12 protein-coding genes and 1 riboswitch are annotated in these 15,129 nt (G+C 48.2%); of the genes, 9 read left to right on the forward strand and 3 right to left on the reverse strand.

What is annotated here, in order from left to right; genetic code table 11:
• Positions 1-26 precede the first annotated feature (26 nt).
• Positions 27-854: a DUF7192 family protein gene (locus tag ACI4J0_RS01305; RefSeq protein ID WP_439764010.1), complete on the forward strand. Its 828-nt coding sequence runs from the start codon at positions 27-29 to the stop codon at positions 852-854.
• Entirely contained in the window at positions 847-1,536 is a 690-nt protein-coding gene (locus ACI4J0_RS01310) for a hypothetical protein (RefSeq protein WP_439764011.1), read from the forward strand. The genes ACI4J0_RS01305 and ACI4J0_RS01310 overlap by 8 nt, the downstream gene beginning before the upstream one ends.
• A gap of 1 nt (position 1,537) precedes the next feature.
• On the opposite strand, the gene ACI4J0_RS01315 is transcribed toward ACI4J0_RS01310, so the two are convergent.
• Positions 1,538-1,780 (reverse strand): permease of phosphate ABC transporter, encoded by a 243-nt coding sequence (locus ACI4J0_RS01315; protein ID WP_439764012.1) that lies wholly within the window; start codon positions 1,778-1,780, stop codon positions 1,538-1,540.
• Positions 1,781-1,900: 120 nt separating this feature from the next.
• Positions 1,901-2,767: a helix-turn-helix domain-containing protein gene (locus tag ACI4J0_RS01320; protein ID WP_439764013.1), complete on the reverse strand. Its 867-nt coding sequence runs from the start codon at positions 2,765-2,767 to the stop codon at positions 1,901-1,903.
• Between the two features lie 131 nt (positions 2,768-2,898).
• On the opposite strand from ACI4J0_RS01320, the gene ACI4J0_RS01325 reads away from it, so the two are divergent.
• On the forward strand, positions 2,899-4,881 hold the full coding sequence (locus tag ACI4J0_RS01325; protein ID WP_439764014.1) for a glycoside hydrolase family 31 protein: 1,983 nt from the start codon (positions 2,899-2,901) through the stop codon (positions 4,879-4,881).
• A 227-nt stretch (positions 4,882-5,108) separates the two neighbouring features.
• Here ACI4J0_RS01325 and ACI4J0_RS01330 read toward each other — a convergent pair whose 3' ends face one another.
• Positions 5,109-5,918, reverse strand: coding sequence for an AraC family transcriptional regulator (locus tag ACI4J0_RS01330; protein ID WP_439764015.1), 810 nt, complete (start codon positions 5,916-5,918; stop codon positions 5,109-5,111).
• Positions 5,919-6,130: 212 nt separating this feature from the next.
• On the opposite strand from ACI4J0_RS01330, the gene ACI4J0_RS01335 reads away from it, so the two are divergent.
• The 6 genes from ACI4J0_RS01335 to ACI4J0_RS01360 all read left to right on the forward strand — a co-directional run bounded on the left by ACI4J0_RS01335 (position 6,131) and on the right by ACI4J0_RS01360 (position 14,676).
• Complete coding sequence (locus ACI4J0_RS01335; protein ID WP_439764016.1) at positions 6,131-7,540, forward strand: alpha-L-fucosidase; 1,410 nt, start codon at positions 6,131-6,133, stop codon at positions 7,538-7,540.
• 2 nt (positions 7,541-7,542) lie between these two features.
• Entirely contained in the window at positions 7,543-10,563 is a 3,021-nt protein-coding gene (locus ACI4J0_RS01340) for a glycoside hydrolase family 2 TIM barrel-domain containing protein (protein ID WP_439764017.1), read from the forward strand.
• A 2-nt stretch (positions 10,564-10,565) separates the two neighbouring features.
• Positions 10,566-11,726: a cellulase family glycosylhydrolase gene (locus ACI4J0_RS01345; RefSeq protein ID WP_439764018.1), complete on the forward strand. Its 1,161-nt coding sequence runs from the start codon at positions 10,566-10,568 to the stop codon at positions 11,724-11,726.
• A gap of 130 nt (positions 11,727-11,856) precedes the next feature.
• On the forward strand, positions 11,857-12,552 hold the full coding sequence (locus ACI4J0_RS01350; RefSeq protein WP_439764019.1) for a PH domain-containing protein: 696 nt from the start codon (positions 11,857-11,859) through the stop codon (positions 12,550-12,552).
• A gap of 12 nt (positions 12,553-12,564) precedes the next feature.
• The gene (locus tag ACI4J0_RS01355; RefSeq protein WP_439764020.1) at positions 12,565-14,073 is read left to right on the forward strand and encodes a PH domain-containing protein; all 1,509 of its coding nucleotides are present in this window, start codon (positions 12,565-12,567) and stop codon (positions 14,071-14,073) included.
• A 249-nt stretch (positions 14,074-14,322) separates the two neighbouring features.
• Complete coding sequence (locus tag ACI4J0_RS01360; RefSeq protein ID WP_439764021.1) at positions 14,323-14,676, forward strand: DUF3795 domain-containing protein; 354 nt, start codon at positions 14,323-14,325, stop codon at positions 14,674-14,676.
• Between the two features lie 356 nt (positions 14,677-15,032).
• Positions 15,033-15,104, forward strand: a riboswitch (Fluoride riboswitch).
• Positions 15,105-15,129: the final 25 nt, after the last annotated feature.

Raw genomic sequence — 15,129 nt, forward strand, 5'->3', positions numbered from 1 at the left:
AAATATATAAGGTGTCGTTTAAAAGTATGAGCGAGCTTTATATGTACTTATCTGGCGATCCCCCCGTAAACAGGAACGTATTCGCAAGACAGCACAGTATCCTTGGAAATGCGGAATTTGCAGGGGAGCCCTTTGAAAAAGCGCTTGACTACTGCCTGGGAGACTATGAAGGTGATTACAGGATAGTTATGAAAATGCAGAAGGAGCTTGAAAAATACGTCCCCGTAAAGGTGCGTATCCGCAGAACGGAAAAGTCTGTGGCAGGCTCTCACCCCAATGTTCCCGCCTTTGTGGCAGGCAGTCCCAAGGCGATGTATCGTCAGGAGCGCACAAAGGAAAAGAAATTCTGCACCGTTTATTTTAATCTTGCCTGCCCTGTGAAGACCTCGCATAATGCAATACTCAACAGGGGAGCCCTGGCTCTCAGCCTTGTAAAGCTCCTTGAAGCGGAGGGCATGGGGGTCAATCTCAAGGTGTTTATGAGCGTGTATACAAGGGACGAGATATTTGTTTTTGACATATCGCTGAAAGCCCCCCAGGAGCTTCTGAATGCGAAAAAATGCTTTTATCCGCTGTGTTCAAGGGAGTTTGTGAGACGGATAGTTTTTCGTGTGATGGAGTCTGTTCCCTTTGAATGCAGCGAGTGGTATCCCAATTACGGAAAAGCCCTGAGCGACGGGCAGTTTCGCAATATTTTCGGGATCTCACAGAACGATATGGTCATATCATCACCTGAAGAAATGGGTGTGACAGGCGAAAATATCTTTTCGGACGGAGCGGAAATGTTCCGGATAATGGGCATCGGCGACAATATAATAATTCCGCTTATGAAGGCAGGCGAAGAAAATGTATGAAATGACCGAACACGCTGATACAGCGTCTCTTATGGCGAAAGCTGACAGCTCGAGAAAGAAAATCGCGGCGGTATCAGATATATTGTTCAGGCTTTCCCAAAGTGACCCCGATGTGAAGATATGCGGCACTCTGACCGCCGCAGTCCGCTCTCTCGGGACGGAGGATATCCCCGATGTCAGCGGGATAAAAAGGTATATATATCTTGCCCGTGTGCTTGAAAGGATAGACGAGACGGAAGAAAGGCTGAGCGGCTTTCAGTCCGAGCTTAAAGGAGCGCTTACAGAGCTTTACAAGACAGATGAGCTGCTCAGAACACTTTCGGAGCAGCTCATAAAAGAGAGTGATATTCTGTTGTCGCTTGAAAACAGGATAAAGGAGCTCTTGAGCTCGGGAGAAGAATTTTCACAAAATGAAAAGGAGCTTCTTGAGCGGCAGCTCAGAGATATGGATATGTCCCGCATAGTGGCTGCGAAAAACGGACAGCTTATCGACAGCTTTGCGGCAAAAAACAGCGGACTTATCTCGGGTATATTGTCTGTCGAGACCACCCTTCTCCCATTATGGAGATCGCAGCTTTCCGAGGCGAGGGCTTCCTGTACAGCCGATGACATCGGAAGAGCCTTTGAAACAGGACGGCTGACTGCGGAAAAGCTGCTGTCCTTTTCAAGCTCAAGAAAATAGTTTATTTTTCCTCATCCAAAGCTTTGTCACAGCCGAAGACTATTTTAAAAAACTTTGCCATAAGAGGGATATATGTGAGCACAAAAACGCCTGCCGCCGCTGCGGTCACGGCTTTTTTGTGTTTCGGAGCGATATTTGCTCCTATGATGATCCCCATCGCACACAGGCAGAATTTAATAAGAGCAAGGTCCTTCCAGCTGCTTCCCTCTATGTATTTCTCGGCGTATTCAAATAATTTCTGCATAGCATTTCCTCCCGCATTATGCTTTAGCTTTTTTCGGTATCGTATCGGCAATTCCCTACCTGTCTTCATTATACCATATCCGAAAAAATATTACAAGCATATATTTGATCATGCGTAATGTCAAAGCTCCGAGAGCTTTTTTCTGTACTCGGTGGGGGAACAGCCTGCGATTTTTTTAAACTGCCTGTTAAAATTGGAGATGTTTGAAAATCCGCAGTCAAGGGCAATTTCCAGAATGTTCTTTTTCGTGCCGATAAGCGCCTTGCAGGCTTTATCTATCCTGAAATGGGAAATATATTCTATGGCACTCAGTCCCACCTGTTTCCGAAAGCGGTCCATAAAATAGCTTTCGCTCAGATGGACCGAGGCGGCAAGCTGACTGACGGTGATCCTTTCGCTGAAATGCTCCCCGATATATTCCAGCGCGGGACGTATCATACTGTCCGAGCTGCAGGACAGTGACACGGTCTCCGCTTCCGACTCAAGCAGCCAGAACAGCTTTATTATCTCGCTGCGCATGAGCATATCCAGCCGAGGGGCGTCGCCCTTTGCGCAGGAGAAGATGTTTTCGGCTGCCATTGCAAGCTCCCGGTAATAGTGGTGCTTCGGGGTGATATGGGTAGGGACTCTCATGCTGCCGTTAATAAGCGGTCTTATACATTCGCATATATATCTGTCGGAGTCCGTCCCGCCGAATATCTCATGGCTGAAAACAAGAGTATCATATACCTGTCGTGCATTTGCGCAGGGATATATCGAGTGCAGAACATTGGGCTGGGTAATGATAATATCACCGCAGGCGGAAGTGAATTTCTCCTCGCCGCAGATGAACTCTGCCGAGCCTTCGCGGATAAAATTTATCTCAAATTCGCTGTGCCAGTGCATGGGAACGCAGTTGAAATGGTCGGGGATAACACACTTGTAGTAGCTGAAGGGCTTGACCTCAGAGCTGTGAATGCGGTTTTCTTTTGATGATATATTATTCATATGTTCTCCTTTGGAAAATAGGATAGTATCAGGATATGGTAGAATATCAATAGATTTTGCTGCTGTTTTATAGTATTATATCATATAGAAAAGAAAATTTCAATGACTGCTTCGAAAGGAAGTGCTGAAAAATGATAAAAAAATATGTTTACGGTACCCCCTTCCCCACCGACGCTGCGGTAAAAAATATTGATGCCTCGGAGGATAAGCTCCCGTTTTTTGAAACGGATAATAACGGGGTGTTTACCTATACTCTTTCCGAAGATGATATTGTTTACGGTCTGGGCGAACAGATAAGAGGAATCAACAAGAGGGGCTGGCAGTATGTCAGCTGGAATTACGACAATCCCAATCACCACGAGGACACCCGCTCTCTCTACGGCGCCCATAATTTTATTATCATAAGCGGAAAGGTGACCTTCGGAGCATTTTTCGATAATGCGGGCAAGATGGAATTTGACATCGGCTACACAAGAAGGAGCGAGATGAAGATAAGCTCCGAAAAAAATGACCTTATAGTCTACATCATCACAGGGGAAAACGAAAAGGACATCGTAAAGCAGTTCAGACAGCTTATCGGCAGAAGCTATATCCCGCCCTTCTGGGCATTCGGCTACGGACAGAGCCGCTGGGGCTACAGAAACGAGCAGGATATCCGTGCCGTTGCGGAGCAGTACAAGGCTGCGGGCATACCCCTTGACAGTATCTATCTGGATATAGACTATATGGAGCGCTACAAGGATTTTACCGTTGACAGGGAGCGTTTCCCCGACCTTGAAAAGCTTGTGAGCGATATGAAGGAGCAGGGGATACGCCTTGTACCCATCATTGACGCAGGAGTCAAGATAGAGGACGGCTACGATGTTTACGAGGAAGGCGTCCGTGAAAATTACTTCTGCAAAAATGCCGATGGGGAAGACTTTGTAGGTGCGGTATGGCCGGGACGTGTGCATTTTCCCGACTTTCTGCAGCCCGAGGCAAGGAAATGGTTCGGCAGAAAATATTCCGCTCTCACAAAGCTTGGCATTGAGGGCTTCTGGAACGATATGAACGAGCCTGCGATCTTCTACACCGAGGACAGGCTTGCGGACACCTGCGCCGAGATCGAAAAGCTTACCTCGGGAAATATGGGCATAAACGAGTATTTTGCATTTACGGGAATGGTTGCGGGACTTAACGGAAATATGGGCGATTATGACAAGTTCTATCATAATGTAAACGGTCAGCAGGTAAAGCACAGCGATGTCCATAATCTTTACGGAATGAATATGACCCGCTCCGCATTTGAGGCTTTGCAGGAAATTTGCCCCGATAAGCGCACCCTGTTCTTCTCCCGCGCATCATATATCGGCGCACACCGTTATGGCGGCATCTGGCAGGGCGACAACAAATCCTGGTGGTCGCATATTCTCCAGTCCATGCAGCAGCTTCCCGCGCTCAATATGGCAGGCTTTCTCTTCACAGGCTCGGATACGGGCGGATTTGGCTGCGACACCACCGAGGACCTTATGCTCCGCTGGCTGCAGTATTCGCTGTTCACGCCCCTTTTCAGAAATCATTCCGCAGACGGAACACGTATGCAGGAGCTTTACCGTTTCGATAATGTGAGTGCGGCAGCCGAGATGATAAGGATAAGATATTGTCTCATTCCGTACCTTTACAGCGAATTTCTCAAGGCAGCGCTGAAGGATGAAATGATGTTCAAGCCCCTCGCGTTTGATTTCCCCGATGACGATATGGCAAAGCAGACCGAGGACCAGCTCCTGCTGGGCGATGAGCTGATGATAGCGCCTGTGTACAAGCAGAATGCACGGGGCAGGTATGTATATCTCCCCGAGGAAATGATGCTTGTGAGAATGAAGTCATGGGATAATTATGTTACTCAGATACTTCCCAAGGGTCATCACTATGTGGATATCCCTCTTGACGAGCTTGTTTTCTTTATCCGCAGCAAAAAGGCGATACCCTTCTGCAGCCCTGCGGGAAATACATCAGAGATAGATCATGAGTCAATGAAGCTCATAGGATATGCCCACAGCTCCTATGAACTGTATTACGATGACGGATATTCTCCCGACCCCAAGGACAGCCTCGAAAAATATACGATCTCGTAATATCAGTGAGCCGATCTTTTCGGAAAAAAGCAGGTACCTCGGTGCCTGTCAGCGTGTCGCTGAAGCCACCTCGTTGGAAAAATTGCAATAATTTACCGGTTTTGTGGCTCGGTAGCTTAAAAGTGTTGAAGCCGGATCATGCAGATGAACTTTTTTCGGTGTATGATCCCGGCTTTTTCGACAGACTGACAGGTGCCTCGGTGCCTGTTTTTTTATCATGGTGCAGACTATTCCGCTTTTTTAAAATGTGAAGGGGTCATTCCTTCATACCTTTTGAAAAGCTTGCAGAAATAGCTTGCGGTGCAGAAGCCTGTTTCCGAGGCTATCTCCTCAATGGTCTTGTCCGAGCCTGTGAGCAGTTCCTTTGCCGCCTGTATGCGCCGCTTTGCAATATATTCCATGGGGCGGGAGCCGAGAGTTTTTCTGAAAAGCAGGCAGAGATACTGCTTTGACACCCCCGAGACTGCGCATAGCTCGTTCATGGAAATGGGGGAAGCATAGTTGAAATTGATATGGTCAAGAGCCTTCATAAGCGCGGAATTTGGCGCTCCCGAAACTCCCGACGATGAGATAAGGCGGTAGAACTCGATAAGAAAATCGTACAAATAGCCCGATGCCCTGTAATTGCCGAAAACGCTGTCCGCTCTTATAGCTTCGTGCATTTTTCTGAAAATATGCTCAAGCATATTCACCTCATTAAGCTCATATATTTTCGGCTCTGAAAGCCCGAAATGCTTGAGTATATCATCGGCGGCAAAGCCTGCGGGCACTACCCAGTGTATATCCCAGATGTCGCCGTCGGGATAATATTCATGGGGGTGAAATGCAGGCATAAATATGGCTGTGTACGGTGAGATGTGAAATGCTTTATTGTCCATGAGAAGTGTTCCGCCGCCCTTTGTGCAGTAAAGTATCTGGTGACAGGGATAGCCTTCCGTTCTGATGATATGGTCCTGACAGTGCTGCTGACCCATGTTCAGAAGAAAAAGGGGCAGCTCCTTTTCCCCGCGTATGATAGGATAGTCGCAGAAAAACAAAATATTTCGCCTCCATATTCATATTGTTATATAATGATAATATCATTTATTGACTTAACAGTCAAGAGCATATATAATCGTATATAGTGACCAATTAACCTATGGACAAAATACGGCGGCTATAATACTCCGGCTCTGCGTCAGACTCCCTTGATTTGCCGTATTCTATCCACTATAGTATAATAAAAAGAAAAAACACAACGGAGGACGCTATGACTTCAGATGAAAAACTTGCAGGAGTACACCCTCACGAAAGACAGGTGCGGTTTCAGCAGCTTGAATTTTACGCTTTTATCCATTTTACCGTCAATACCTTTACGGACAAGGAGTGGGGCGACGGCACAGAAAGCCCGGAGATATTCTGCCCCGAAAAGCTTGATGCGGAGCAATGGGTACGCGCCGTAAGCTCTGCAGGAATGAAAGGGCTTATCCTCACCTGCAAGCATCATGACGGCTTCTGCCTGTGGCAAAGCAGGGTCACAAAGCATACCGTTGCAGCTTCACCCTGGAAAAACGGCAGGGGAGATGTGGTAAGGGAGGTCTCCGACGCCTGCAGAAAGTACGGCATAAAATTCGGCGTATACCTTTCCCCATGGGACAGAAACTGCCCCCTTTACGGTCAGGGGAAGGCTTACGATGACTTCTTCATTGAACAGCTGACAGAGCTTCTGACGGGCTACGGTGATATTTTTTCGGTGTGGTTTGACGGTGCCTGCGGAGAAGGTCCTGACGGGAAAAAACAGTACTATGACTGGGAAAGATATTACAGCGTCATACGCAGGCTGCAGCCGGGTGCCTGCATTTCCGTCTGCGGTCCCGACATACGCTGGTGCGGCAATGAGGCAGGCTATACCCGTGCTGCCGAATGGAGCGTTGTGCCCGAGCATGCAAAGGACAGCGAGATCGTGTCCGAAAAAAGTCAGCATACCGATGACGAGAGCTTCCGCCTGCGAAGGGTGGACGCCCGTGACGCCGACCTGGGCAGCAGGAAGATGCTTGAAAATGAGGATAAGCTTATCTGGTATCCTGCGGAGGTGAACACCTCTATCCGTCCAGGCTGGTTCTGGCACGAGAGCGAGAATGACAAGGTGCGCAGCCTTGCGGAACTGATACACATTTACAATAATTCCGTGGGCGGAAATGCCACATTCCTGCTGAATATACCGCCGACAAATGAGGGACTTATCCATGAAAATGATGTTAAGCGGCTGGCGGAGCTGGGAGAATATCTGAAAAAAGCGTTTGCCGAAAATCTTCTTGAAAATGCCGGACTCATCGCTGACGGCAAGGAAATTTCCGCTGTCCGAAACGATAATTACGATGAATATTATATTGCCGAAAAGGGCAGCACGTCCGCTGAGCTTACTGCAAGATGGGAATTTCCCGTTGCTGTCGGAAATATCGTATTAAAGGAAAATATCCTCTGCGGACAGCGTGTGGAAAGCTTTGCCGTGGAGGCTGAGCAGGACGGGGAATACACCGAGATATACAGCGGAACAGTTATCGGATATAAGCGCATAGTCCCGCTTAAAAATATCAGGACAAGGTCTGTAAGGATAAAGATAACCGATTCACGAACAGAGCCGACCCTGGCTTTTCTTGGGATATATAAAGGAGAATGAGTATGGACATTTCAAAAATTTCCGCACAGGGCTCGCCCAAAAGCAAAATGATATATCACGAGGACCCATTTCAGCTGCACGTCAATACTCTTGAGAAGCACTGCTATTTCATACCCTTCGGCGCAGGGGAGGACCCCTTTGACAACAGGGAAAATTCAAGCCGTTTCGAGCTTCTGAACGGCGAGTGGGATCTCAGATACTATGACAGCATTATCGATATGGAGGACGATTTCATATCCGTCCCGTCTGACAAAAAGATACCTGTTCCCTCAAACTGGCAGCTTCACGGCTATGACAGACCGCAGTACACGAACGTGTGCTATCCTATCCCATACGACCCGCCCTACGTCCCCGATGATATACCCGTGGGCGTTTACAGCCGCAGCTATGAATATGTCTCCGACGGACTTGACAGGATACTGGCTTTTGAGGGCGTTGACAGCTGCGTGTATCTTTACATAAACGGTGTATTTGCAGGATATTCCCAGGTATCCCACAGCACCTCTGAATTTGATATCACCCCATTTCTCAGCGAGGGGGAAAACCGTATTACCGCTGCGGTTTTAAAATGGTGCGACGGAACTTATCTTGAAGATCAGGACAAGTTCAGATTGTCGGGGATCTTCCGTGATGTTTACGTTTTGTCACGTCCGAAAAAGCGCCTTGAAAACTATATCGTCAGGACGGATATTTCAGACGGCTTATCTTCTGCAAAGCTTGTTTTCACTCCATTCGGCTGTGATGTCAGCGCAAAGCTTACCGATAAGGCAGGAAATTTAGCCGCAGAATTTTCCGCAAGGGACGGCGAGACTGTTTCCTGCGAGATAAGCGCACCCGTTTTATGGTCTGCGGATAAGCCTTATCTTTATGCAATGACAATATCCGCCGGTGACGAGGTCATCGGTGAAAGGGTCGGTTTCCGCAAAGTATGCATAGAAAACGGCGTTGTGAAAATAAACGGAAGAGCTGTGAAATTCAAGGGAGTTAACCGTCATGACAGCTATCCCGATACGGGATATTACGCTTCCTGTGAGCAGATGAGAAAAGATATCCTGCTTATGAAAAAGCATAATATCAACGCCGTGAGAACGTCTCATTATCCCAATTCACCGCTGTTTTACAGGCTTTGCGACGAGTACGGGCTTTACGTTATAGACGAGGCTGATATGGAGTCCCACGGCTGTGTGGAGGTGTACAACGACTTCAAATGGAGCTGGGAGAACGGCTATAACGGTATCGCTCTGCTTGCTTCGGACGAGCGCTTCGGGAAGGCGATACTCGACCGTGCGGAAATGCTTGTAAAGCGTGACATAAACCGTCCCTGCGTCATATTCTGGTCTCTCGGAAACGAGAGCGGCTACGGCAGGAATATGCTTGCGGCAGGGGAGCTGGTCAAGTCCCTTGACGATACCAGGCTCCTCCATTACGAAAGCACCCACAGGCTTGACGATACTCCCGATGATATTCTTGATGTTGTTTCCGAGATGTACACCTCTCCCGAGGATATGATGAAATTCCTTGATAAGAAGGAGGAAAAGCGCCCCTTTATCCTCTGCGAATACTGCCACGCAATGGGCAACGGTCCCGGCGACCTTGAGGATTATCACAATGTATTTTATTCAAACGAACGCTTCTGCGGCGGCTTTGTATGGGAATGGAGCGACCATGCCTGCATAATGGGGAAAACGGAGGACGGCAGGATAAAATACGGCTATGGCGGAGATTTCGGCGAGAAGCACAATGACGGCAATTTCTGCATGGACGCCCTTACCTATCCCGACAGAACGCCCCACACGGGACTGCTTGAGCTAAAGCAGGTATATCGTCCCGTCCGCATTGAAAAGGGCGAAAAGGACGGCAGCTTTATTTTTAGAAGTATGCTTGAATTTGAAAATGCGGGGGATATCCTGGACTGCCGCTATGAGATGACCTGCGACGGCGGCATTATTGCCCGGGGGAATGTCAATTTTGACCTGCCGCCAATGGAAAGTTCGGAGATCTTCATTCCCGGCGCAGCGGAGCATTTTGACAAGGATACATATATACGATTTATCTTTACGATGAAGGAGGATACATTATTCTGCGAAAAGGGATATGAGGTATGCTTTGACCAAATTAAAATAAGTGAGGTCAGAGAAGAAATTATCCGCACTGAAAACAGCGCAGAAATAAGCCTTGAAGATACTCCGCTTTGTGTAAATATCACCGCAGGAAATGCTTCATACCGCTTTAACAAAAGGCTGTCGGAGTTTGACTCAATAAAATGGGGCGGCAGGGAGATACTCGACAGACCCATAGCCTTCAACTTCTTCCGTGCGCCCGTGGACAACGATGTTATGAAGGGAGACTGGTACAGAGCGCACCTTAACGACCACACAGTGAAAAATTACGGCGCAGCCGCAGCAGCCTTCCCCGACAGAGCGGAAATTACCCTGAAGCAGTCCTTCGGCTGGAGCATTCATCAGCCCTTCGCCTATATGGACGTGAAATACATCATCTCGGCAGACGGGCTTGACATACAGTGCAAAGCGGAATTTTCAAACAAGGTCACATTCCTGCCCCGTTTCGGCATAAGGCTGTTTATGCCCAAAGCCTTTGACAGTGTGGAATATTTCGGCTTTGGTCCCCATGAAAGCTATATTGACAAGCATCAGTCATGCTATATGGGAAATTTCACGGCGAAGATATGCGATATGCACGAGGACTATATCCGTCCCCAGGAAAACGGCTCTCATTTCGGCTGTAAGCATATGACCGTCACCGACGGAAAAGTAAATGTAAGGTTCACCGCAGCGGAGGACTTCTCCTTTAGTGCGTCCGAATACACACAGGAGGAGCTTGCGGCAAAGCGGCATAATTTCGAGCTTGAAAAATGCGAGAGCAATGTTGTCTGCGTTGACAGCAGAATGGCAGGAGTAGGCTCAAACGCCTGCGGTCCCGCACTGGCGGAGAAATACCGTCTGCCGCTGCCATCGCTTAATGCGCAGTTTCATATTGAAATATCCGAAAGAAAGGAAGCATGAAAATGAACAACAGGCTTATATCTGTCATAATGGCAATAGCTTTGATGCTCGGCTCATCGGCTTGTGCAGGCTCAGATGCGTCACAAAGCCCTTCGGCACAGGAGGTCGCCGAAAATATGGGCATCGGTCTTAATCTGGGAAACACAATGGAGGCGTATGAAGCTTCAGGCTGCGAAAAGATAACATACGAGTGGATACCCGTTGTGGGAAGCAATACCCCGAAGGATTACGAGACCTGCTGGGGCGCTGTGGAGACCACTCAGGAAGTGATAGACGGAATAAAGGCAGAGGGCTTCAACACAGTGCGCATACCCGTTTTCTGGGGTAATATGATGGCAAATGACGGCACCTACACCATAAACCCCGATTATATCGCCAGGGTGAAGGAGATAGTTGATTACTGTCAGAAGGACGGTCTTTACACCGTCATAAACATTCACCATTTTGACGAATTTATAATCCGCCGCAACTCCACCGAGGAATGTGCCGGGATATTCACCCATTTATGGACACAGATAGCGGAGTATTTCAAGGATTACCCCTACACGCTGGTATTTGAGGGCTATAACGAATATCTGGGCGGAAACCGGTTTGACGAAAACGGAGATCTTGCGGAGCTTCCGAAGGGTGAGGCTTACAAAATGACCAACACCCTCAATCAGGCGTTTGTGGACGCGGTAAGAGCCACAGGCGGAAATAACGGGGAGCGCGTGCTTATCGTTTCGGGCTACTGGACGAATATCGACAACACCACATCGCCCCTGTTTGTTATGCCCAACGATACGGCAAGCGACAGGCTGATGGTATCGGTGCATTACGTTGACAATATGATGTACTGGATAAACAAGATAGGCGGAGAGGACTGGCTTGCTTATACGGACGCACAGATAGACCTGCTGGACAAGGCATTTCTGTCAAAGAATATCCCCGTTTTTATGGGGGAGACCACGGCAGGCTACCCCGCTTCCAACTTTGACCGCGCCGCTGTCCATAAGGACTCGTCGGAATGTGTTGAGATAGTTCTGGACAAGCTTACCGACAAGGGGATAGTTCCCGTTATATGGGACACAAACGATAATTTCTACTCCCGCACCGAATACAGGATAAAGTCCGATCCCGACAGGGAGGTCATTAAGAAAATATCCGAAAAGCTCAGAAAATAACAGAAAAAACGGGACGCCTGACAGCTCCCGTTTTTTTGTGCCTGCAAAATGGGGAGATACAAAAAAAGCTCTTGCGTATCCTTGTAAATTATGGTATAATAAAAAAGATAACCATGAAAGGAGAGCCGCCATGAGCAAGAATTACAGCTCAGACCCCAAGGGCAGGAAATTTATATCCGCAACAGCGTTTCTGCTGACAATAGTGCTGCTGGTGCTGCTCAATATACTGCGGCTCTACGCTCTCGACAAGTTTCCCCAGTATATGCCCGATACGCCTGCTCTGCCCGTCAGAGTGATAAGCGCTCTTATGATAATTTTTGCGGCAGTATATGTGGTGTTCATAGTGCTGCTCCTGCCCATGTGGTACAAGTCCATACGCTATGTTATAAACGAAAAAGAGGTCATTTCCTATTCGGGGATATTCACCCGCACCTATCGGATAATGAAGCTCAGCTCCGTACAGCACGCCGTGCGTATATCCGCGCCGCTGTCGGGATATACGGGCTTTAACTTCATTTTCTTAAAGGCGCTGGGGGGAACCATGCCCATACTTTTCCTGTCTGACAAGGACTGCGCAGAGATACTTGAGCTGTTTCGGGAGCGCTGCGAGACCAAAGCTCCCCAGCCTCAGGGAAAATATTTCGTGGAATATTCTCCCGAGGAAAGCAGCTATGTTTACACCGACAGCTCGGATATCCTCAGCTCCCGTGAGATAAGCGAGATAGCCGAGGATTTCGACAGCGTTACTCAGCTTACCTTTGAAGATGTGTCCTCGGGACAGCTCAGCTTCAACGATGTCGAGAAGGAAAGCGAAGATGAAAAATAAGGAGGGAGCGGCGTGAGACGACAGCACCCTGCTGCGCTTCTCGGATATACCACAAAAAACTTCTGGCTGCTCCTTATCCCCCTTGTAAGAGGTCTGGCGGCGCTCAGGTTTGATTTTTACAAGTGGTCCCGGGGCGCAGGGTGGGATATTCTGGCAGTTACCGCTATGATAGCCATTGCTGTGATAAGATGGTACTTTACCTCTTACGATTTCGGGGAGGACGGAATTACGGTAAGAAAGGGAATGATATTCAAGTCCGACACAAAGATACCCTGCCTTAACGTAAGCGCCGTGACCAGCGAGGAAAATCCCGTTCTGATACGTTTCGGAGCGGTAAGGGTCTACATCGACACCGACGCTGCTTCGGGGGGCAGGACATCTGCTGACCTGAGTCTTATGATATATAAGTCCGACAGGGCAAAGCTTTTCAATATCCTGTCGGCTGCTTTCAGAAGCCCCGGCAACAAGGGCGGCAGACGGGAAAAAAAGCCCGACGGAATGAATTTTACCTACAAAGCCTCGTCCAAGAGCCTTATAGCCTTTTCGCTGCTTTTCTCCTCGGCGCTTTCGGGAGTGGTGCTGCTCATGACCGCTCTGTCCGGAAGCACGGACATTATCGGGGACAGGCTGGAAAGAGAGTTTTTCAAGGCGGTGAACAATGTGTCCGACGCCGTTACCACCCTTGCAGGCAGGCTCATTTCGGGCATATCTCCCGCAGGCGTGGCTATCTCCGTAATAATCGGCATCGGCTTTGTGATATCATTTTCAGCAAATATCCTCAGACACCTTAATTTTACCGCAAGCAGACGGGGAAAATGCATTATCATAACCAGCGGCTTTATCGTTAAAAGAATGTACTGCATAAACAGCAGGAAGATAAACATTGCGGATATGCGGCAGAATTTGCTGATGAAGCTTTTCGGTGTGACCTCCGTTCACGTTAACTGCACAGGCTACGGCAAGCGGAAAAATGAGCTGCCCGTTTTTGTTCCCGTCTGCTCCATAAGAGGAACAAGGAGCGGCGGAGTAAAAGGTCTGGGCAGCGTTATGGATAAGCTCCTTACGGGCTTCTCGAGGAGCGAGACCTATATCAATCCTAAGATCACCTACATTATGCGCTTTATCGGTCCTCCCGCTCTGCTGATACTTGCCATACAGGCGGCAGGCTTCGTGGTGCTGATGATGTTTCCCCAGTGGCGCGAGCTTATCACCTTTATGACCATACTCTGCGAGGTGCCTGCGGTCTGGCTGCTGTTTGTGAAGGCGTGCGCCTACTGCACCAACGGCATAAACATCACTTCCGACAGCGTTTGCGCCAAATACTGCAAGGGCTACGAGTTCCACACCGTTACTGTCCCCCTTGAAAGAGTGGCGCAGATACGCATAACCCAGAACATTTTTCAGAGAATGAACAAGTCCTGCGATGTGCATATCTTCACAAGCTCGGAGCATATCGGCAGCCATCGGATAAAGAGCCTGCCCATAAGAGAGGTGCAGGAGCTTATCAGAGAGAGATTTTAACGGTTGACGTACAGCCTCAGATATGTTATACTAATCTTTAACCAACCTATAGACAAATCCGACAGCTATAACGCAGCCACTCGTCGTCAAGCTCCCTTGCCGGGCGACAGCCCGCCTGCGGTCGCTTTCCTAGATTGGCAGCGTTCTATCTGCCGCCTTTGTCTACAGAACGATTAAAGATTAGTATTAAACTGATATTGCAGGAAATTCTCCTGCGGTCACTTATGATAAAAGAAAGGATATATAAATATGGAAACAGTTTCCTGCTGCGGGATAATGTGCAATGAATGTCCCGTTTTTATAGCCACCGAGCGTGACGATGATACCATGCGCAGATTTCTCGCCCACGAATACTCCGACGGGGAAAGAAAATTTTACCCAAAGGACATTTCCTGCTGCGGCTGCCGCACCGTTTCCGCCGACTGCAACAAGTTCGGCAAGGGCTGCGAGATAAGAAAATGCTGCAAGGAAAGGCACGTGAAGCTCTGCGCCGAGTGCAAAGATTTTCCATGCGATAAGATACAAAGCTATGTTCCCCGGGGCAGCGAGCAGCGAATGAGACTTGAGGAGATGCATGATGCCTGCAAGGAGCTTCTGAAGTGAGTACTTATAAATTCTGACAAAGGTAACGGCACTTTATTGTCTGATATGTATATTGATTTGTGACTTTTCATATGATATACTGTAAGTGTAACAAAATGTTAAGTTCTGCGCTCATTGCTATGCGCATTATAAATAGGCAGTGTATCAGTTCCTCGCTGATTGTTATGCGAGTAATCAAGTAAACAATGTTTAAGTTCCGTAACAGCCTTCTTCTGATTTTGAAGAGGGCTGTTATACTATGGGTGAGTAAATATGAATTTTGTGAGCGGACGATTGTATTTTATAAATGGCAGTGAATAAATTTCTTTTCTTACGCTTGACAATCCAGCTGCTATGTGCTATAATAAATAAAACCGAATATGACAGGGAATGACGTTCTCCCTTGGGCAACCTAAACCGCTTGCAAAGCTGATGACATCTGCTGTTTACGCAGATGCTGTCGGCTTTTTTGAT

Origin of the sequence: Huintestinicola sp. (assembly GCF_051882455.1) — a bacterium.
In the GTDB taxonomy this organism is placed as follows: domain Bacteria; phylum Bacillota; class Clostridia; order Oscillospirales; family Ruminococcaceae; genus Huintestinicola.